Source organism: Pelagerythrobacter sp., assembly GCF_041912895.1.
Classification (GTDB): domain Bacteria; phylum Pseudomonadota; class Alphaproteobacteria; order Sphingomonadales; family Sphingomonadaceae; genus Pelagerythrobacter.
This window is the reverse complement of record NZ_JAYSGI010000001.1, coordinates 264959-285108: the sequence shown is the minus strand read 5'-3', so window position 1 is coordinate 285108 and position 20150 is coordinate 264959. Positions and strand designations below refer to the sequence as shown.

At 67.3% G+C, this 20150-nt stretch carries 17 protein-coding genes; 7 read left to right on the top strand and 10 right to left on the bottom strand.

Annotated elements, in window-relative coordinates; translation table 11 throughout:
- Positions 1 to 109: 109 nt before the first annotated feature.
- Both dprA and plsY read right to left on the bottom strand, forming a co-directional pair.
- Positions 110 to 1189 carry a DNA-processing protein DprA gene (dprA, locus tag ACE3QC_RS01495; RefSeq protein ID WP_374405320.1) on the bottom strand — a complete coding sequence of 360 codons (1080 nt, stop codon included), beginning with the start codon at positions 1187 to 1189 and terminating at the stop codon, positions 110 to 112.
- A complete protein-coding gene (gene plsY / locus ACE3QC_RS01490) occupies positions 1186 to 1779 on the bottom strand; it encodes a glycerol-3-phosphate 1-O-acyltransferase PlsY (RefSeq protein ID WP_374405319.1) in 594 nt (197 codons plus the stop codon). Before plsY ends, dprA begins: the two co-directional genes overlap by 4 nt.
- Positions 1780 to 1903: 124 nt before the next feature.
- On the opposite strand from plsY, the gene murI reads away from it, so the two are divergent.
- The 3 genes from murI (at position 1904) to ACE3QC_RS01475 (ending at position 5268) form a co-directional block, all read left to right on the top strand.
- Positions 1904 to 2707: a glutamate racemase gene (murI, locus tag ACE3QC_RS01485; RefSeq protein WP_374405318.1), complete on the top strand. Its 804-nt coding sequence runs from the start codon at positions 1904 to 1906 to the stop codon at positions 2705 to 2707.
- 101 nt (positions 2708 to 2808) lie between these two features.
- Entirely contained in the window at positions 2809 to 4029 is a 1221-nt protein-coding gene (hemA, locus tag ACE3QC_RS01480) for a 5-aminolevulinate synthase (protein ID WP_374405317.1), read from the top strand.
- A gap of 48 nt (positions 4030 to 4077) precedes the next feature.
- A complete protein-coding gene (locus ACE3QC_RS01475; RefSeq protein ID WP_374405316.1) occupies positions 4078 to 5268 on the top strand; it encodes a cell wall hydrolase in 1191 nt (396 codons plus the stop codon).
- 9 nt (positions 5269 to 5277) lie between these two features.
- Here ACE3QC_RS01475 and ACE3QC_RS01470 read toward each other — a convergent pair whose 3' ends face one another.
- The 3 genes from ACE3QC_RS01470 to ACE3QC_RS01460 form a co-directional block, all read right to left on the bottom strand.
- Positions 5278 to 6480, bottom strand: a complete 1203-nt coding sequence (locus tag ACE3QC_RS01470) for a type III PLP-dependent enzyme (protein ID WP_374405315.1) — start codon at positions 6478 to 6480, stop codon at positions 5278 to 5280.
- A gap of 176 nt (positions 6481 to 6656) precedes the next feature.
- On the bottom strand, positions 6657 to 7829 hold the full coding sequence (locus ACE3QC_RS01465) for a carboxynorspermidine decarboxylase (RefSeq protein ID WP_374405314.1): 1173 nt from the start codon (positions 7827 to 7829) through the stop codon (positions 6657 to 6659).
- A gap of 170 nt (positions 7830 to 7999) precedes the next feature.
- On the bottom strand, positions 8000 to 9211 hold the full coding sequence (locus ACE3QC_RS01460) for a saccharopine dehydrogenase family protein (RefSeq protein ID WP_374405313.1): 1212 nt from the start codon (positions 9209 to 9211) through the stop codon (positions 8000 to 8002).
- 247 nt (positions 9212 to 9458) lie between these two features.
- Between ACE3QC_RS01460 and ACE3QC_RS01455 the strand changes: the two genes are divergently transcribed.
- The 3 genes from ACE3QC_RS01455 to ACE3QC_RS01445 are packed head-to-tail and all read left to right on the top strand — an operon-like array spanning position 9459 to position 11338.
- Positions 9459 to 10412: a threonine/serine dehydratase gene (locus ACE3QC_RS01455; RefSeq protein ID WP_374405311.1), complete on the top strand. Its 954-nt coding sequence runs from the start codon at positions 9459 to 9461 to the stop codon at positions 10410 to 10412.
- 51 nt (positions 10413 to 10463) lie between these two features.
- On the top strand, positions 10464 to 10913 hold the full coding sequence (locus ACE3QC_RS01450; protein WP_374405310.1) for an MAPEG family protein: 450 nt from the start codon (positions 10464 to 10466) through the stop codon (positions 10911 to 10913).
- Entirely contained in the window at positions 10910 to 11338 is a 429-nt protein-coding gene (locus tag ACE3QC_RS01445) for an MAPEG family protein (RefSeq protein ID WP_374405309.1), read from the top strand. Before ACE3QC_RS01450 ends, ACE3QC_RS01445 begins: the two co-directional genes overlap by 4 nt.
- A gap of 123 nt (positions 11339 to 11461) precedes the next feature.
- Here the strand turns inward: ACE3QC_RS01445 and trxB are convergent, their stop codons facing one another.
- Genes trxB through otsB form a run of 5 tightly spaced genes read right to left on the bottom strand, consistent with a single transcriptional unit; the run spans position 11462 to position 17245 of the window.
- Positions 11462 to 12436 (bottom strand): thioredoxin-disulfide reductase, encoded by a 975-nt coding sequence (gene trxB, locus ACE3QC_RS01440; RefSeq protein WP_374405308.1) that lies wholly within the window; start codon positions 12434 to 12436, stop codon positions 11462 to 11464.
- Between the two features lie 46 nt (positions 12437 to 12482).
- Complete coding sequence (locus ACE3QC_RS01435) at positions 12483 to 13262, bottom strand: tyrosine-protein phosphatase (protein ID WP_374405307.1); 780 nt, start codon at positions 13260 to 13262, stop codon at positions 12483 to 12485.
- 7 nt (positions 13263 to 13269) lie between these two features.
- The gene (locus ACE3QC_RS01430; protein ID WP_374406613.1) at positions 13270 to 14682 is read right to left on the bottom strand and encodes a trehalose-6-phosphate synthase; all 1413 of its coding nucleotides are present in this window, start codon (positions 14680 to 14682) and stop codon (positions 13270 to 13272) included.
- Positions 14679 to 16505: a glycoside hydrolase family 15 protein gene (locus ACE3QC_RS01425; protein WP_374405306.1), complete on the bottom strand. Its 1827-nt coding sequence runs from the start codon at positions 16503 to 16505 to the stop codon at positions 14679 to 14681. The genes ACE3QC_RS01430 and ACE3QC_RS01425 overlap by 4 nt, the downstream gene beginning before the upstream one ends.
- On the bottom strand, positions 16502 to 17245 hold the full coding sequence (gene otsB / locus ACE3QC_RS01420) for a trehalose-phosphatase (RefSeq protein ID WP_374405304.1): 744 nt from the start codon (positions 17243 to 17245) through the stop codon (positions 16502 to 16504). Before otsB ends, ACE3QC_RS01425 begins: the two co-directional genes overlap by 4 nt.
- Before the next feature lie 164 nt (positions 17246 to 17409).
- On the opposite strand from otsB, the gene ACE3QC_RS01415 reads away from it, so the two are divergent.
- Positions 17410 to 20139, top strand: a complete 2730-nt coding sequence (locus ACE3QC_RS01415; RefSeq protein ID WP_374405303.1) for a TonB-dependent receptor — start codon at positions 17410 to 17412, stop codon at positions 20137 to 20139.
- Positions 20140 to 20150: the final 11 nt, after the last annotated feature.

Below are 20150 nucleotides of genomic sequence, written 5' to 3'. Positions count from 1 at the left end.
AGTGTGGGCAGTCCCTTACGTGTGCGTATACGCGCGAAGGTGGGGTGGGGGCCCGAGAATCGTCAAGCGGGGAAATCGCGTCACTGGCCGGCCGCACGGAACAGGCGGGTCATTGCAGGAGACTGACTCGCCCCGCCGCGTGACGCTGCAGCCGGCCGCCGATCTCGAGTTCGAGCAGCGCCATCTGCACCGCCGCCGCGCCTTCGCCGGACTGGCGGATCAATTCGTCGACCGCGACCGGGGCGGTGGTGAGGAGGCTGGCGATGTCGGCGGGTTCGGCCTCGGCGAAATCTTCGGGCACCGCCGCCTCGCGGAAGGTCGAGCGCGGGGTGCCGTCGAAGCCGCTCAGCAGCTCGGCCACGTCTTCCGGCGACTGCACCAGCACCGCACCGTCGCGGATCAGCTGGTTGCAGCCCTGCGAACGCGCGTCGAGCGGGCTGCCGGGGATCGCCATGACCTCGCGCCCCGCCTCCCCCGCCAGCCGCGCAGTGATGAGCGAGCCCGATTTCGGCGCGGCCTCGACCACCAGCGTGCCCGCCGCGAGCCCGGCGATGATGCGGTTGCGGCTGGGGAAATGGCTGCCGCGCGGCTCGGTGCCCGGCGGCTGTTCGGCGAGGAGGAGGCCCTGCGTGGCGATTTCCTCCTGCAAGTCGGCGTGCTGCGGCGGGTAGGCGATGTCGATCCCGCTGGCGATCACGCCGATCGTGGCGGGCAAGGCCCCGCGATGCGCGGCACCGTCGATCCCGCGCGCGAGACCCGAAACCACCGCGAACCCGGCCTCAGCCAGCCCGGCAGCGAAATCACGCGCGAGCTTGACCGCCGCCGCGCTGGCGTTGCGCGCGCCGACCATGGCCACGCAGGGCTTTTCCGCCAGCGACAGGTCGCCGCGATACGTCAGGATCGGTGGCGCGCTTTCGATCTCGCCGAGCAGCGCGGGATAGCCGGGCCGATCGTGGAACAGGTAGCGCGCCCCGGCGGCCTTCACCGCCTCCACCTCGCGCTCGATCCGGTCGACCGGCGCGGCGCGGTATGCGCGCCCGCCGCGCTTGCCCAGATCCGGCAACGCCTCCAGCGCCTCGGCTGCGGTGCCGAACCGGGCGAGAAGCTGCGTGTAGGAAACCGGCCCGATATTGGGCGAGCGCAGCAGTCGGATGCGGGCGAAAGCCTCGGGCTGCGAAAGCTCGCTCACCCTTTCGCGCCGACTTTCGGCTCGGTGCCGTTCGCGAGGCGGCGGATGTTCTCGCGATGCTGCACGATGACGACCACGGCCACCGCGATCAGCGTGGGGACGACCGCCGGATAGCCGAGCAGCCACGCCACCACCGGCGCGGCCACCACCGTCGCCATCGAGGATACCGAGGAAATCCGGCTGACCGCGAGCACGGCGGCCCAGATCGCCGCACTTGCCAGCATCACCGGCCACGCCAGCGCGAGGCAGACGCCAGCGGCGGTGGCGAAACCCTTGCCGCCCTTGAACCGCAGCCAGACGGGGAAACAGTGGCCGACGATCGCGCCCACCGCCGCGATGCCTTCCATCCCCGGGAACCATTCGCGGGCCAGCAAGACAGCGGCAACGCCTTTGCCCGCATCGAGCAGCACCGTGGCCGCAGCCAGGCCCTTGCTGCCGGTGCGCAGCACGTTGGTCGCCCCGATGCTGCCGCTGCCAATCGCGCGCACGTCGCCCTTGCCCGCCATGCGCGTGAGCAGCAGGCCGAACGGGATCGAGCCGAGCGCATAGCCGAGCAGCGCGGCGAGGAGCGTTTCGATCGTGATGTCCATTGCCGCCGATCCCTTGCCGGATATTTCCTGGTAATCGTTCGGGTCGAGCTTGTCGAAGCCCCATCCGATCTTCTAGCGCCGTAAAGCGAAACGCGGTGCTTCCACAAGCTCGGGACGAACGGAATTGGACAGACCCCAGCCCTCATCCCCCATCCTGCTGTTCGATTCCGGCGTCGGCGGGCTTTCGGTGCTCGCGGCGTTGCGTGAGGTATTGCCGCAAGCCCCGGTGATCTATGCTGCCGACATCGCGGGCCTGCCCTACGGCACGAAGACCGAAGCCGAGGTTGCGGCGCGGGTGTGCGGGTTGCTGGGCCGGATGGCCGAGCGGTTCCACCCGCGGCTGATCTGCATCGCCTGCAACACCGCCAGCACGATCGCACTGGGCATGGTGCGCGAGGTGCTGGAAATCCCGATCGTCGGCACTGTGCCCGCGATCAAGCCCGCCGCCGCGATCACCCGCAGCGGCACGATCGGCCTGCTCGGCACCGAGGCGACGGTGCGCCAGCGCTACGTCGACGATCTGGAGGCGCGCTTCGGCAACGGGCACGTGCTGCTGCGGCAGGCCGCGCCGGGGCTGGTCGAGGCGGCGGAGGCCAAGCTGCGCGGGGCGCCAGCCGATCCTGCGGCGATCGCGCAATCGGTCGCCGCGCTGCGCGGGCAGCCGGGCGGCGAGGCGATCGACACCGTGGTGCTCGCCTGCACCCATTTCCCGCTGCTGCGCGATGAACTGGCGGCGGAACTGGGCGCAGGCGTGACGCTGGTCGACGGGGCCGAGGGCATCGCCCGCCGCATCGCCGCGCTGACCGAGGGGCAAGCGTTCGCGCGCGACCGGGCGGACCGGGCGATCACTACCGGCTCGATAGAGGATTTCCGCGCGCTCGCCCCGGCCTTTGCGCGGCACGGGATCGGCGATCTCGCCGCGTTCTAGCTGCGAATCGCTCGCAAAGATCGCGGTGGAAAATCGCCCGCGACGCGCCTAAGCGAAACCCGATTTCGGCCGCGTCCGCGCGGCGCCGACGCAGGTTTACGATGAACTACGACCAGATCTTCGACCAGGCGATCGACCGCCTGCATTCCGAAGGCCGCTATCGCGTTTTCATCGATATCCTGCGCAACAAGGGCGCATTTCCCAACGCGCGCTGCTTCCACGGCCACAACGGCCCCAAGCCGATTACCGTGTGGTGTTCCAACGATTACCTGTCGATGGGCCAGCACCCCAAGGTGATCGCCGCGATGGAAGAGGCGCTGCACGACGTCGGCGCAGGGTCCGGCGGCACGCGCAACATCGGCGGCAACACGCACCTGCACGTGGAGCTGGAGCGCGAACTGGCCGACCTCCACGGCAAGGACGGCGCGCTGCTGTTCACCAGCGGCTACGTCTCCAACGATGCGACGCTCTCCACGCTCGCCAAGCTGCTGCCGGGCTGCGTGATTTTCTCCGACGAGCTGAACCACGCGAGCATGATCGCAGGGATCCGTAATTCGGGCTGCGAGAAGCGCGTGTTCCGCCACAACGACGTGGCGCACCTCGAAGAACTGCTCGCCGCCGAAGACCCCGACGCGCCCAAGCTGATCGCGTTCGAAAGCGTCTATTCGATGGACGGCGACGTGGCCCCGATCCACGCGATCTGCGACCTCGCCGAGAAATACAACGCGCTGACTTATATCGACGAGGTCCACGCGGTCGGCATGTACGGCGCGCGCGGCGGCGGCATTTCGGAGCGCGACGAGGCGGCGCACCGGATCGACATCGTCGAAGGCACGCTGGGCAAGGCGTTCGGCGTGATGGGCGGCTACATCGCGGCCGACACCCGCGTGATCGACTGCATCCGCAGCTACGCCCCCGGCTTCATCTTTACCACCTCATTGAGCCCCGTGCTCGTGGCGGGCGTGCTGGCGGCGGTGAAGCACCTCAAGGGTTCGAGCGAGGAGCGCGAGGCGCAGCAGGCCAGCGCCGCGCTGCTCAAGGCCAAGTTCCGCGATGCCGGGCTGCCGGTGATGGACAGCGTGACCCACATCGTGCCGCTGATGGTGGGCGACCCGGTGCGCGCCAAGAAGATCAGCGACATCCTGCTCGCCGAATACGGCGCCTACGTCCAGCCGATCAACTTCCCGACCGTGCCGCGCGGCACCGAACGGCTGCGCTTCACGCCCGGCCCGACGCACAGCGAAGCGATGATGGACGATCTCGCCGCCGCGCTGGTCGAAATCTGGGACCGGCTCGAACTGGACCTCGCCCGCGCCGCCTGACCGGGCCGGGCCAGCGGTCGGCATCCGGCGCGACGGCAGATAGCCGCCATGGCAGACCATCTCCGCCTCAACGCCCCGCTCTACGCGATCGGCGCGATCCTGCTCTTGGTGTTTGCGGGGCTCGCGCTGTTCGGGCGCGGGGCGGAGCCGCCTACCGTTAGCCCCGAGCCGGTTGCCGCCGCGCCGCTCGACGCGCTGCCCGCCAATGCCCAGGAAGCGGCGCCCACGCTCTCCGCGCTCACGCCGGGCGACGCGCAGGCGCGCAACGCGGCGGTGCCCTTCGCCGACAGCGATCCCGTCGCCGCCCGCCCCTTCGTCTTCGCCGGCACCGCCGCCGACCGGACGCGGGCGCGCGACTGCCTCGCGCTCGCCGCGATGGCCGAGGCGGGCGCGGGCGACGGCGACCAGCGCGCGGTGATGCAGGTCGTGCTCAACCGCGTGCGCCATCCGGCCTTCGCGAAGACTGTATGCGGCGTGGTGTTCCAAGGTTCGGAGCGGCCGACCGGGTGCCAATTCACCTTCACCTGCGACGGCTCGCTCGCGCGCAGCTACCCGGCGGCGATGTGGCGCGCGGCGCGCGAACGCGCGGATGCGGCGCTGGGCGGCCATGTCGACCGGGCGGTGGGCACCGCGACGCATTACCACGCCGACTACGTCTATCCCTACTGGAGCGCGGAGCTGGACAAGATCGCGGCGGTCGGGCCGCACCTGTTCTTCCGCTGGCGCGGCTGGTGGGGCAGCCGTGCGGCGCTCTCGGCGCGCTATGCGGGCGGAGAGCCCGACCCGATGGCGCTGCGGGCGCAGGCGCAGGAGGTCGTTCGGCCCGAAGCGATGATTCCCCGCTTGGCCGAGGATGGCGCGGCGGTGCGCACGATCACCGCCGCGTCGCTCCAGCCGGGCACGGGCGATGCCGCGCCCTCCCCTACCCCGGCAACCACCGGCGCGCCCGGCTCACCCGAACCCGGCGTGCATTTCGTGCTCGTCGCGCAAGGCGATTCGCCGCAGGCTCTGGTCGAGCGCGCGCGGGCACTGTGCCCCGGCGATGCCTATTGCCAGGTCTACGGCTGGAGCGATGCGGGCGACATCCCCGCCGCGCTGCCGCTGAGCGACACGGCGCGGCGCGCGCTGCGCTTCAGCTTCCTGCCTGCGCGGGGCGGCAACGCGGCGGCGATATATTTCGACTGCCGCCTGTTCCCCTCGCCCGAAACCGGTGCCTGCCTGCCGCGCGCGCGGCCCTAGCGATCGCTGCTAGCGCAGGCTCACCACGTTGTCGCTCGCGGGCAGTTCGCGGCGGCCACGATAGAGGCTCGCCATCGGCTCGTCCTCGACCACGATCTGCTGCGCGTTGCCGAAACCGTTGAAGCCGGTCTTCATCGCCGCGCCATAGGCGCCGAGCATGCCGATCTCGATGTAGTCGCCCGCCCGGATGTCGCCGGGCAGCATGAAGGGCCCCTTCATGTAATCGGCATCGTCGCAGGTGGGGCCGTAAAAGGCGAATTCCTCCACCGGGTCGCGCAGGTCGTCTTCCAGCGCGGCGACGGGGAACTTCCAGTCCACGTGCGCGGCGTCGAACAGCGCACCGTAGGCGCCGTCGTTGATGTAGAGCTCGTCGCCGCGGCGCTTCTCGACCCGCACGATCACCGAGGAATACTCGGCGCACAGCGCGCGGCCGGGTTCGCACCACAGCTCCGCGTTGTAGGCGATCGGCAGGTTCTCGAAATGGCGGTGGATGACCTGGAAATAGTCCTCCAGCGGCGGGGGCTCCATGCCCGGATAGACCGAGGGGAAGCCGCCGCCGACATCGACCACGTCGATCACCACGCTCGCTTCGGCCACCGCGACGCGCACGCGCTCCAGCGCCTGGACGTAGGCGAACGGGGTCATCGCCTGGCTGCCGACATGGAAGCACAGGCCCAGCCAGTCGCAGTGCTGGCGGGTCGCCTGGAGCAACGGCGCGGCATCGGCCAGATCGACGCCGAACTTCGACGCGAGGCTGAGCTCCGAATAGTCCGAACTGACGCGCAGGCGCACCAGCAGACGCAGGTCCGTCGCGCGCTCGCCCTCATCGTTGGTGCACGCCTCGACGACCTTTTCCAGCTCCTCGATCGTGTCGAGGCTGAAGGTCTTCACGCCGTGTTCGAAGTAGGCCTCGCGAATCGCGCGCGGGGTTTTGACCGGGTGCATGAAGCACAGCGTGGCTTCGGGCAGCGCATCGCGCACCAGCCGCACCTCGGCGATCGAAGCGACGTCGTAATGCGTCACGCCGCTGGCCCACAGCACCTGAAGCAATTCGGGCGAAGGATTGGCCTTCACCGCATAGAGCGACTTGCCGGGGAAGCGTTCCACGAAGAAACGCGCGGCGCGCGCCGCGGCGTGCGGGCGATTGAGGATGACCGGTTCGTCCGGCGCGAGTGCGCGAACTACAGACCGGGCGTCAGGGTAATGGTGCAATTCAAGGGACCCCCAAACGGTTACGTTCGAACGAGCTGCCTTGCGGTCAGGAAGTCCCCTTGGGGCAGCGGACCGCGCCTATAATCCGCACAGCGTGAACCGCAAGTGAAAACCGCGGCATGCGGGTTCAACCGTGCGGGCGGCGGCGCGTTCCGGATTTCCGCCGAACCGGGCGCTCAGCTCAGCCGATCGCGGAAGTCGGCATAACCGAAGCTCTTGACCTGCTCGAGCGCGTCGGTCTCGCTGTCCCACAGCCAGATCGAAGGAAGCTGGACGCCGTTGAAGGTGTTGGTCTTGACCATCGAATAGTGCGCCTGGTCGAGGAAGGCGATCCGCTGGCCCGGCTCGCACGGCACCGGCAGGCGATAATCGCCGATCACGTCGCCCGCGAGGCACGAAGGGCCACCAAGACGCACGGGGTGCCCCTCACCCGCTTCGCCCAGCATCGCGGGGCGATAGGGCGCCTCGATCACGTCGGGCATGTGGCAGGTGGCGGAAATGTCGGTGATCGCGACCGGCAGTCCGTTGTCGTGCGCATCGAGGATCGTGCCCACGAGTATCCCCGCGTCGAGCGCCACCGCCTCGCCCGGTTCGAGGTAGATTTCCGCGCCGGTATCCTCCTTCGCGTCGCGCAGGAATTCGACCAGTTCCTCGCGCTGGTAGTCGGCGCGGGTGATGTGATGACCGCCGCCCATGTTGATCCACTTCAGCTGGCCGAACCAGGGCTCGATCGCGTCGAACACGGTGTCCCACGTGCGCTGGAGCGGTTCGAGATCCTGCTCGCACAGGTTGTGGAAGTGGATGCCGTCGACCTGATCCATGATCTCGGGCGTCAGCTGGTCGAGCGGGAAGCCGAGGCGGCTGCCGGGGCTGGACGGGTCGTAGCGCGGCACCTCACCGGTCGGCACTTGCGGATTGATGCGCAGGCCGACATCGAAATCCTGCCCCGCCGCGCGCGCCTGCTCGATGATGAGCCCGGCGCGTTCGAGTTGGCCGGGCGAATTGAAGATCACGTGGTCCGACAGGCGGCAGATTTCCTCCAGCTCGTCGGGCTTGTAGGCGGCGGAATAGGTGGCGATCTCGCCGTCGTAGAACTCGCCCGCCAGCCGCGCTTCCCACAGGCCGGAAGTGCACACCCCGTCGAGATACTCGCCGATCATCGGCGCGACACTCCACATGGAAAACGCCTTCAGCGCGGCAAGCACCTTGATCTCCGCCGCGTCGCGAATGTCGGCGAGCACCTGGAGATTGGCGCGCAGCCTCGCGGCGTCGACCACGAACGCCGGGCTGTCGACGCGATTGAGGTCGAACTGCGCGAACGCGCCCGGATCGCCGGCTTTGGTTTCCATCGCTAGTTTCCCAAGACGTGTTTCGCGCTAAGACGCGAAGGCACTAAGATGTTGTTTTCGCGGCGAAGCCGCGCTCGATCTAGCCGCATGACACTAACGATTGGTGCGCCTTCGGCGCGGGTACGTACCGCATCTTGGCGCCTTTGCGTCTTGGCGCGAAACCAAAAACGTCAGAAATCCACCGGCCCGTCCAGCTCCTTCACATTCCACGGCAGGCCCTGTTCGCCGAGCATTTCGAGGAAGGGATCGGGGTCGAATTCCTCCATGTTGAACACCCCGTCACCGGCCCACTTGCCGCCCAGCACCATCGCGCTGCCGACCATGGCAGGGACGCCGGTGGTATAGCTGACGGCCTGGTTGCCGGTTTCCTCGTAAGCGTCCTCGTGGTCGCAGATGTTGTTGATGTAGAACGTCTTCTCGCCGCTCCCGTCCAAGGCCTCGCCGGTCGCGATGACGCCGATGTTGGTCTTGCCCTTGGTCGTCTCGCCCAGAGTTTCGGGCTTGGGCAGCACGGCGGCGAGGAATTGCAGCGGGATGATCTCGCGGCCCTGGTACTTGATCGGCTCGATCGCGGTCATGCCCACGTTCTGCAGCACGGTGAGGTGGGTGATGTACTGTTCGCCAAAGGTCATCCAGAAGCGGGCGCGCTCCAGCTCGGGCACGAACTTCGCGAGGCTTTCCAGTTCCTCGTGATACATCATATACATCGTCTTGGGGCCGACACCCTCGAAATCGAACTCGACCTTCTCGCCCATCGCCGGCGTCTCGACGAACTTGCCCTTTTCCCAGTGGCGTGCGGGCGCGGTCACCTCGCGGATGTTGATCTCCGGGTTGAAGTTGGTCGCGAAGTGCTGCCCGTGATCGCCGCCGTTGCAATCGAGGATGTCGAGCTGGCGGATGGTCTTCAGCTTGTGCTTCTTCAGCCACATCGTGAACACGCTGGTAACGCCCGGATCGAAGCCGGAGCCGAGCAGCGCCATCAGTCCGGCTTCCTTGAAGCGATCGTGATAGGCCCACTGCCACTTGTATTCGAACTTCGCCTCGTCCTTCGGCTCGTAGTTCGCGGTGTCGAGGTAGCAGACGCCCGCCTCCAGGCAGGCGTCCATGATCGGCAGATCCTGATAGGGCAGCGCGAGGTTGACCACGAGGCCGGGTTCCAGCTTGCGGATCAGGTTCACCATCGCGGGCACTTCCTCGGCGTCGATCTCGTAGGTCGAGACTTCCTGCCCGGTGCGCTCCTTGACCGATTCGGCGATCGCGTCGCATTTCGACTTGGTGCGGCTGGCGAGGTGGATCTGGCTGAACACGTCGGGGTTCATCGCCATCTTGTGCACGCACACCGAGCTGACCCCGCCCGCACCGATTACCAGGACTTTCGACATGTTCGCTCCGTTCTCTTCTTGTGCGAGCCTTCGACGGCTCATCATAGGCGCCCACATAGGGAAATGCGCGGCGGTCGCAACACGATCCGAAATCGCTTTCCTACGCGGGCGCAGTTTGCCAGCATCGCCGAATGACCATTTTATCTGCCTCCCGCTCGCCGTTGCCGACGGCCTGCAGATGCCCCGACTTTTTCATCTCAGGACAGTGTAACATGTGGTCCATGTCTCGCTCGCGAGCGACGAACCGATGAGCGCCGACCGCCTCCCGACTCGCGACGGCGTGCTGCGCGCAGCGGCGAAGATCGCCGAGATTCTGCCCCCCACGCCTCTCCTGCCGCTGGAAATCGAGGGCCAGCGGCTTTGGGCCAAGGCCGAGACGCTCCAACCGGTCGGGGCGTTCAAGATCAGAGGGGCCTGGCACCGGCTGAGCGACCTCACCGACGAGGAGCACGCGCGCGGCGTGGTCGCGGTGTCGAGCGGCAACCACGCGCAAGGCGTCGCGTGGGCTGCCAAGCGGCTCGGGATCGCCGCGGCTATCGTGATGCCGCGCGATGCGCCCAAGGTGAAGCTCGAGGCCACCCGCGCACTGGGGGCCGAGATCGTTCTCTACGATCGTCCCGGCGAGGACCGCGAGGAGGTCGCCGCGCGCGAGGTCGCGCAGCGCGGCGCGGTGCTCGTCCACGCTTTCGCCGATCCGTGGGTGATCGAGGGACAAGGCAGCGCCGGGATCGAGATCGCCGCGCAGATGGGGCGGGAGCCGTCGCGCATCGTCGTCTGCTGCGGCGGCGGGGGTCTGAGCGCCGGGCTCGCCCTCGCCTGTCCCGAAGCGGCGATCGTGCCGGTCGAGCCGGTGGGGTGGGACATGGTCGGGCGCAGCCTCGCGGCGGGCGAGATCGTGCGTGCTGGGCCCGACGCGCCGAAGACGATCTGCGACGCCCTCCAGCCCGCGGCCAGCGCGCCGGTCAATCTCGCGGTGCTGCAGGGCCGCAGCGATCCCGGCGTGACGGTGACCGACGACGAGGTGCGCGCGGCGCAGCGTTTCGCCTTCGCGCGATTGAAGCTGGTGGTCGAACCCGGCGGCGCGGCCGCGCTGGCGGCGGTGCTGGCGGGCAAGGTGTCGGTGGACGAGTACACGGTCGTGATGCTGACCGGCGGCAACTGCGATCCCGAAACCTTCACGGAGACGATTTCGAGCGTTTGACAACCGCCCGCGCGCGGCGCAGTTTCGCGGGCGATACAGGGAGGGACGGGAATGCAGGCACAGATACTCGCCCCCGCCGCCGTGCTGGTGGCGTGGACGCTGGTCATGCTGGTGTGGATGGCCGCCGTGCGCGGGCCGGCGATGCGCAAGATGGGCGGGCTCGGCAACGCTCCTCCGGGCGGGCGCGGGCAGAATCTCGAAGGTGTGATCGACGACCGGGTCAACTGGAAGTCGCACAACTACACCCACCTGCTCGAACAGCCGGTGCTGTTCTATGCCGTGATCGCGATCCTGGCGATCATGGGCCCCGCGGCGTGGGCCATTCCGGTCGCCTGGGCCTACGTCGCGATCCGCGTGGTTCATTCGATATGGCAAGCGACGGTCAACCGCGTGCCGGTGCGCTTCGCCCTGTTCGCACTCTCGACGCTGTGCCTGATGGCGCTCACGATCCACGCACTCGCGCTCACCGTGTTCGCCAATCCGGGGATCGCTCCGTCATGATCGGGATGGAGATCCTCCAGCCGCTCGTCGCGCTGATGGCGTGGACGATGGTCATGTGGCTTTGGATGTACGCCGCGCGCATTCCGGCGATGAGCCGGGCGAAGGTCGATCCCGACGCGATGGTGCGCGATCCCGCCGCCTCGCTCGACCGGGTGCTGCCGCCGCAGGTGCAGTGGAAAGCGCAGAACTACAACCACCTGCACGAAGCGCCGACGGTGTTCTACGCCGTGGGCCTGCTGCTCGCGATCATCGGCCAGGGCGACGGGATGAACGCGCTGCTGGCGTGGATCTACGTCGGGCTGCGAGTGATCCATTCGCTGGTGCAGGCGACCGCGAACAAGGTCATGGTGCGCTTCGTGCTGTTCGCCCTGTCGAGCGTAGTTCTGGCGGCGCTGATCCTCCACGCGGGGATGGCGGTGTTCTAGGGCGTCCTTCGAGACGCCTCAGCCTTCAGCTTCGGCTCCTCAGGATGAGCGGAAGAGTAAGAAATCCCCGCTCATCCTGAGGAGCCTGAAGACGCAGTCTGAAGGCGTCTCGAAGGACGCGAGCTATTCCGCCGCTTCGGCCTCGTGCTTGGCGAAATCGAGCGTGGCGTGGAATTTCTCGGCGTCGAGCGCGGCCATGCAGCCGGTGCCCGCCGCCGTCACCGCCTGGCGATAGGTATGGTCCATTACGTCGCCGCAGGCAAACACGCCGGGGATCGCGGTCTTGGGGGTGCCCGGCTCGACCACGAGATAGCCGCTCTCGTCCATCTCCAGCTTGCCCTTGAACAGTTCGGTCGCCGGCGCGTGGCCGATCGCGACGAACGCGCCGTCGACCTCCAGCGTCGAGGTCTCGCCGGTCAGCGTGTCCTTGAGCACCAGATGCGTCAGTCCGCCCGTCGCCGGATCGCCCTCGAAACTCTCGACCGTCTTGTTCCACAGCGTCGAGATCTTGTCCGATTTCAGCAGGCGTTCCTGCAGGATACGCTCGGCACGCAATTCGTCGCGGCGGTGAATGAGCGTCACGTCGTCCGAATGGTTGGTGAGGTAGAGCGCTTCCTCGACCGCGGTATTGCCGCCGCCGATCACCGCGACCTTCTTGCCGCGATAGAAGAACCCGTCGCACGTGGCGCAAGCCGAGACGCCCTTGCCGCCCAGCTCCTGCTCGCCCGGCCGCCCGAGCCACTTGGCCTGCGCGCCGGTCGCGATCACCAGCGTGTCGCCGATGTATTCGTCGCCGCTGTCGCCCACCGCACGGAACGGCGGGCCGCTGCTCACGTCGACCGAGACGATCGTGTCCCACATCATCCGCGTGCCGACGTGTTCGGCCTGCGCCTGCATCTCCTGCATCAGCCACGGGCCCTGGATCACGTCCTTGAAGCCGGGATAATTCTCGACGTCGGTGGTGATGGTGAGCTGCCCGCCGGGCTGGAGGCCCTGCACCACGATCGGCTCCATCATCGCGCGCGCGCCATAGATCGCGGCGGAATAGCCGGCCGGGCCGGAGCCGATGATGAGCATCTTGGTGTGATGGGTAGCCATGCGCGAATGTCCGTCCGTTTGCTTGCGAGTGCCGCCCCGAAGTGGGTCAGGCGTCGACGAGTTGCAAGCGCAGCGCATCGCGCCGCGCGTCGTCCACCCCCAGCACATCGGCGAGGAAGGCGTCGAGCGATCCGTGCGCGTCCTCCACAGCTTCGCGCATCGCGTGGAGGTAGCGTTCATCCACGCCCATCAGCACACGGATCGTATCATCGTCCGCCGCGCCGTATTTCGCGCGGATCGTCTCACCGCCCGCCGCCACGCGCGCCTCGATGTTGCCGGCGGTGTTGGTGAGAAGGAAATCGGCCATCGCATCATCGGGGTGAACGCCCAGCGCGTGGTGGAGCAGCGCGACCGCCATGCCGGTCCGGTCCTTGCCCGCGAGACAATGGACGAGGCTCGGGCCGTCCGCTTCCGCCAGTGTCGCGAAATATCGCCGCATGACCCACAGCACCGGTTCGCGGTTCGGCAGGTTGCGGTAGATGCGCTCCATCGCGCGGTGCGCCCCGTCCACTGTCAGTATGCCGTCCGCCGCCTCGACATGCGGGGCAAGGTTCGCCGTCTCGCCCTCGAACGCGACCACCGCCGCGCAGAAATCGTCACCGCGGCGGCACGGATAGGTCTCGCGCTCGCTCGCGCCGCGAAAGTCGATCACGTGGCGCAGGCCCAGTTCGCCGATCCTCAGGAGGTCCGCGTCGCTCGCGCCGACATGCTGGCCGGAGCGGAACAGGTGCCCGCGTTTCATCCGACCGCCGCCCGCGACCGGATACCCGCCGTAATCGCGGAAGTTGTGGACGCCTTCGAGCGGGATGACGCGGTCGTGTTCCATCGTGGCGTTACCCGGATGCGGTATCCGTATCGAGTTCGGCGAGATCGGTCGTGAAGCTCTCGGTCCAGCGCTGCACGTTGTCGTCGCGCACCGTGCCGATCATCGCTTGCCAGCGCGCCTTGCGCTCCGCCAGCGGCATGTCGAGGGCGGTCTGAATCGCGTGCGCGAGATCGTCCGGGCTGTGCGGGTTGACCAGCACCGCGCCCTGCCCGTCGCAATCGAGTTGCTGCGCCGCCCCGGCGAAGCGGCTGAGGATCAACACGCCCGGATCCTCCGGGTCCTGCGCGGCGACGTATTCCTTGGCGACGAGGTTCATCCCGTCGCGCAAGGGCGTCACCAGCCCGATCTTGGCCGCGCGATAGAACCCGCACAGTTCGGCCAGCGAGTGTCCCTTGTTGACGTAACGGATCGGGACAAGATCGACTTCGGAGTGCGCGCCGTTGATCTGGCCGGTCTTCTGCTCGAGCGTGGCACGGATGCGCTGGTAGGATTCGACATCCTCGCGGCTCGGCGGAGCAATCTGGATGAACACGAGATCGCGCACCCGCTCGGGTGAGCGATCGAAGAAGCGGCCGATCCCGTCGAGCCGCTCGGGCAAGCCCTTCGAATAGTCGAGCCGGTCGACCCCGATCATCGCCGTGCGCCGCCGCGTGCTGGCGAGCAGGCGCTGCCCCGCCTGCCGTGCTTCGCCACTGTCGGCCTGCGCCATCAGGTGGTCGTAGTCGATCCCGATCGGATAGGCGCGAGCGTAAGTGACCTTACCCTTGTACTCGATCCGGCCGGTTGCCTCGTCGGTATCCGCCCCGAGTTCTTTCTTGCAGTAATGGCAGAAGCTCTCGAGCCATTCATTGGTCTGGAAGCCGATCAGGTCGTATTCCAGCATCGTGCGCACCAGCCGTTCGTGATAGGGCAGCGAGACGAACAGCCGTGTCGGCGGCCAAGGTGTGTGGAGGAAGAATCCCAGCCGGTTCTCGACCCCCTTCGCTCGCAACCGCGCGCCGAGCGGCAACAGGTGGTAATCGTGAACCCACACCAGATCGTCACGCTCGATCAGGGGCGCCACGCTTTCGGCCAGCCGCTCGTTGACGCGCTCGTAGCCCTTCCCCGTCTCACGCTCGTATTCGGTCAGGTCCAGCCGGTAGTGGAACAGCGGCCACAGCGTCGAGTTGGCGTAGCCGTTGTAGTATTCCTCGACGTCTTGGTGCGGCAGGTCGACCGTCGCGGTGGTCACGCCGTCGTGGCGCTGGATGTTGATGTCGCCGGTGAATGCCTGGCTCTCGCGCCCCGACCAGCCGAACCAGATGCCGCCATGCTTCTTGAGCGCCGCGTTGAGCGCGCCCGCCAGCCCTCCTTGCGCACCGGCGGCGCCGCGAGCCTTGGGGACCGCGACGCGGTTCGAGATGACGACTAGTCGGGCTATCTTACTTCGCTCCACGGCTTGGACAGGAGACCGGCGCAATTGATGATGCCGACCAGCGAATAGGTCTGCGGAAAATTCCCCCACAGTTCGCCGGTATCGACATCGAGGTCTTCCGACAGCATGCCCGATGCCGTGCGATGCGACAACATGGTGTCGAACAGGGCGCGCGCCTCGTCGTCGCGCCCGGCCATGTGCAGTGCCTCGATCAGCCAGAAAGTGCAGACGTTGAACGCGGTCTCGGGCAGGCCGAAGTCGTCCTCGCTGGCATAGCGCAGCATGTGCTCGCCGCGCCGGAGTTCCTTCTCCACGGCGGTGAAGGTTGCCTGGAAGCGCAGGTCGTCGGGCTTGAGGAAATGGAGTTCGACCAGTTGCAGCAGGCTGGCGTCGAGATAATCGCTCTCGAAGCTGGCCTTGAAGTGTCCGTCACCCCCGTTTTCGCTCCCCCTGTCGTCGACCCAAGCCTCGCGCTCGATCTTCGCGCGAATCGCATCGGCCCGCTCGCGCCACAGCGCGCGGCGATCTTCCTTGCCGATGTGTCCGGCGACGTTCGCCAGCCGGTCGCACGCCGCCCAGCACATCACCGCCGAATAGGTGTGTACCTCCTGCCGGGTGCGGAACTCCCACAGCCCCGCGTCGGGCTGGTCGTGCATTGTCCACGCCATCTCGCCGACCTTCTCGAGGCTGGCGAAGTCGCGGTCGTCGGCCATGCGCAGCAGCCGCCGGTCGAAGAAAGCCTGCACGGTGGGCATCACGATCTGACCGTAGCAATCATGCTGGACCTGGTAATAGGCCGCATTGCCCACGCGCACTGGGCCCATGCCGCGATAGCCCGAAAGATGCGCGGCGGTCGTTTCGTCCAGCGTGCCGTCGCCCATCACCGAATAGAGCGGCTGGATCTGCCCGCCCTGCGCCGCATCGACGATGTTGCGCAGGTAGGCGAGATATTTCTCCAACACGTCGAGCGCGCCCAGCCGGTTCAGCGCCTGTACGGTGAAATAGGAATCGCGGATCCAGCAATAGCGATAGTCCCAGTTGCGCTCGCTGTTCGGCGCTTCGGGGATCGAGGTGGTGAGCGCGGCGACGATCGCGCCGGTCTCCTCGTGCTGACACAGTTTCAGCGCGATCGCACAGCGGATCACCTCGTCCTGCCATTCGAGCGGGATGTGCAGGCCGCGCACCCACAGCGTCCAGTACTTGCGGGTGAGATCGTCCATCTGGCGCAACTCGGCGCGCAGATTGCCGGAAAACGGCTCGTCCGGGCCGAGGAAGAAATGCTGGTCGCTCTCGACCCGGAAGGATCGGCCAGAGAGCACATAGCCGACCGGCGCATCAGTGCTGAGGCGGATCGCCTGTCCGCCGACCAGATAGCGGATGTGGTTGGTTCCGCTGGTCGTTTCGGCAAGTTGCGCACCATAGCCACGCGTGGGCCGCAGCACGACCTTCATCCGCGGATTGCCTGCAACCGGGCTGACGATCCGCGCATAGGCGACGGGGCGGTACATCCGACCGCTGCGCTCGAAGCGCGGGCAGAAATCGCGGATTTCGACCGCGCTGCCGTCTTCAGCTTCGAGCCGGGTGACGAGGATCGGGGTATTGCGCTCGTAATGCTGGGTGGCGGAAACCTGCCCTTCGAGTTCGAAGCGCCAGACGCCCGCATCCTGCCGGTCCCCATTCAGCAGCGAGCAGAAAACCGGATCGCCATCCACCCGCGGCACGCAGCCCCAGACTAGTGCGCCCTTGCGGTCGATCAATCCACTAACCTGGCAATTGCCGATCGGCCAAAGTTCGAGCGAGGCGGGTTCGGAGGGGGGTCGTTCGGTCAAAGGTCCAGCCATTCGTAAACGGAAGCGACATCGGGCAGACGATAGCGCGCTGCGGTGGGCATACGATCGCCGACGAGCACGCCGAAACCGCCCGCGTCCACGCAGGCGGCGATCCCGTCCTCGTCGGTCACATCGTCACCGACGAACACCGGCATGGCTCCGGAAAAAGGCGGGATTTCGAGGAAAGCGCGCACCGCGCCGCCCTTGTCGGCGCCTTTCGCGGTCAGTTCGACGACGCTCTTGCCGTGTTTGACCGCGAGATCGAAACGCTTGGACACCTGCCCTGCCAGATCGCGAGCGGCCGCACCCATCGCAGGGTCTCCGCGATAGTGGAGCGCCGCGCCGTGCGACTTGGTTTCCAGCATCAGCTCGAGATCGCCAGCGCTGGTGTGCAGCGCGTCGAACGCCGCTTCCGGCAGGCCGACGGCTGGCGCGCCGAGCGCCCCGCCCTCGGCATCGCGCCTGTCCGAGCCGTGCGATCCCGCGCGCGCGATGCCATCGAGCATTACATGCGTGGCGAGATCGTCGAGCGAGCGCCCCGACACGAGCGCGAGCCTGCCATCCAGCCGCTCCGCCAGCGCACGCAACCCGCGCGCCAACGCGCCGGGCACCTCGATCGCATCGGGCGCAGGCGCGAGGTCGACCAGCGTGCCGTCGAAATCGAGAAACAGCGCGATGCGGCGCTCTGCGGTCAGCCGCGCGAAGGGCGGCGGGGCGGGAAGATCGGTCGCTACGGTCATCCGCGCGGCGTCTTACGCGAGGCGTGCGGCAGGTCAAACGTGAATACGATTACCTTGGCGGTGCGCGACCTTCGGTGAGGGCCGCGAGGGCGTCCGTCCCGCCCCCGCCGCCGTTCATCTCAAACCGCTCGACGCTTCTCGACGGGGCGGAAAGGCGATCGCCGATGAAAACTGGGATATTCGTAAGCGTCGGCGGGGCGTTAGTCGCCTTGCCCGCGGCCGCTCAGACCGAGCCTGCGGCCCAGCAATCGCAACCGGCAGCCGAAGAGGCCGCTCCGGAGGAAACGGGCGACCACACGATCGTGGTCACCGGCCTGCGCGGCAGTTTGCAATCGGCACGCGAGCGCAAGCGCAACGCAGACCAGATCCTCGATGCCGTGGTAGCCGAAGATATCGGCAAGTTGCCCGACAACAGTGCGGCCGAGGCGCTGGCGCGCATCACCGGCGTGCAGGTGGCGCGGCAGGTCGGCGAAGTGAATCAAGTGCTGGTGCGAGGCCTTCCCGACGCCTCGACGACGTTCAACGGGCGCGAAATCTTCAGCTACGACGGGCGCAATGTCGCCTTGCAGGATTTCCCCGCCGCGGCCTTGCAGGGGCTGGAGGTCTACAAGTCGACCACCGCCGATCAGATCGAGGGCGGCATCGCCGGGCTCGTCAACGTCCGCTCGCGCCGCCCGTTCGACTTCGATGGCTTCGAGATCGCGGGTGCGGTGCGCGGCACCTACAACGAGGAAGCCGACAAGTACGATCCGAACGTCAGCCTGCTCCTGTCCGACCGGTGGGAGACCGGGATCGGGGAGATCGGCGCATTGCTCAACGTCGCCTATGCGCAGCAGACTTTTCTGACATCCGCGCGCACCGACGGCGGCGATGTCGGGCAGGCCGGGGCCGACCAGCTCATCATCACGCCGGGCGTGGGCCGCGACTTCTTCTTCCCCGAAGCGGTCGGCGTGTTCTACGCGCGCGGCAAGCGCTGGCGCCCGTCGGTGGACGGCTCGATCCAGTGGCGGCCGGCCGACAATTTCGAAGTCTACATCGAAGGGCTGTATCAGGGTTTCCGCGGACGCGATGCAAACGACAGCGCAATCGTGTTCACCCGCGCGGGCAGCCCCACGCTCAGCAACGTCGTGCTCGACCCCGACGACCCGACCAAGGTGCGCAGCCTCACCGTGTCGGATGGCGACGATTTCGGCCTCGACCTCCAGCGCTCGGTCAATTCGGGCAACACCAACACGTTTCAGGGCGCTATCGGCGCGAAGTGGGAAACCGGCCCGGCCACCCTTTCGACCGATTTCGCCTATACCGACAGCCGTTGGGATCTGACTCAATACGCGGTCGATTTCGCCGCCGCGAGCCCGCCCACGGTCGATATCGACTTCGACCGCGATGGCGAAGGCGGCGGCGCCGAGTTCGGCTTTCCCGCCTTCGACCTAACCGATCCGGCGGGCTATATCGTGCGCGGGATCTTCGACCGCCGCCAGCGCCTCGTCGGCACCGGCGTCCAGTGGCGCGGCGATCTCCAGCTCGACACCGAACTCTCGTTGATCCCGCGCTTCGATTTCGGCTTGCGTTATACCAATCGCACCAGCCGCGGCGAGAACGGCGAACGCTACGCCAATCTGCGCGATCTGCGCATTCCACTGGGCGAGGTGCCGTTCGGCGAAGGCGCCGTCATCAGCCCTGGCTTCCGCGGCCTCGACGCGCAGCCCCACCGCGCGTGGTTCGCACCAACCGCGGACGGCGTGACCGCCAATATCGCCGCGCTGCGCGATTTCGCCTACGCCGGGCTGCTCGAGCTCGACGCGGAAAACGCCGCCAACTGGACGAGCGATCTGCCTGCCTACAATCCCCTGCAGGCGTTCGACGCGCGCGAGAAGACCTACACCGCCTACGGGCAGTTTCACTACGAGTTCGACGCGGGCGTTCCGATCGACGGGGTGGTCGGCGCGCGCATCGTCAACACCGACGGGCGGCTCACCGGCACGTCGCAGATCGACGGCGAGCCGGTGCCGCTGACGCTGTCGCAGAATTACGTCGACGTGCTGCCCAGCGCGAGCTTCCGCGCGCAGTTCACCGACAATCTGCAACTCCGCCTTTCCGCCACGAAGACGCGCACCCGGCCCGCCTTCTCGCAACTCAATCCCGCAGTGCTGATCTCGCCCGCCGACCCGAACAATCCGGGCGCCGACCGGTTCGGATCGGGCGGCAACATCGACCTTCAACCGCTGGAATCGAAGAACTACGACGCCAGCCTGGAATACTATTTCTCCGATACCGGATCGGCCACGCTGGCGATTTTCCGCCGCGACGTGACCGGCTTCATCGCCAACTACACAGCACCCGAGGACGTGCCCGGCATCGGCACCGTGCTCGTCACCCGCCCCCGCAACGGCGGCACCGGCAGGATCGAGGGCGCGGAAGCGGCGTTCACCACGTTCTTAGATTTCCTCCCCAGCGCACTGAGCGGCCTCGGGATGCAGGCGAACGTCACCTACATCGACGGCAAGCAGGCGCTGCCGGCCGAACTCGGCGCCGACGCGCCCGATGTCGATATCCCCGGGGTTTCCAAGTGGAGCTACAACCTCGTCGCGCTCTACGAGAAGGGCCCGGTATCAGCGCGCCTCGCCTATAATTACCGCTCGCGCTTCGTGAACTTCTTCTTCAACCCGGCGGACGTGGACGCGATCGCGGGTGAATACACGCGTGGTATCGAACGGCTCGATTTCTCGCTCGCGATAACCCCGGTAGAAGCGGTGACGCTGACCTTCGAGGTCGCCAACATCACCAACCAGCCGTTCCGCAACGTGCGCAACTATACCGACACGCAGGCCTATCCGCGCGATATCCGCTACGACGGACGTCTCTGGGCGATCGGCGCGCGGTTCCGTTTCTGACCACCTTGAAA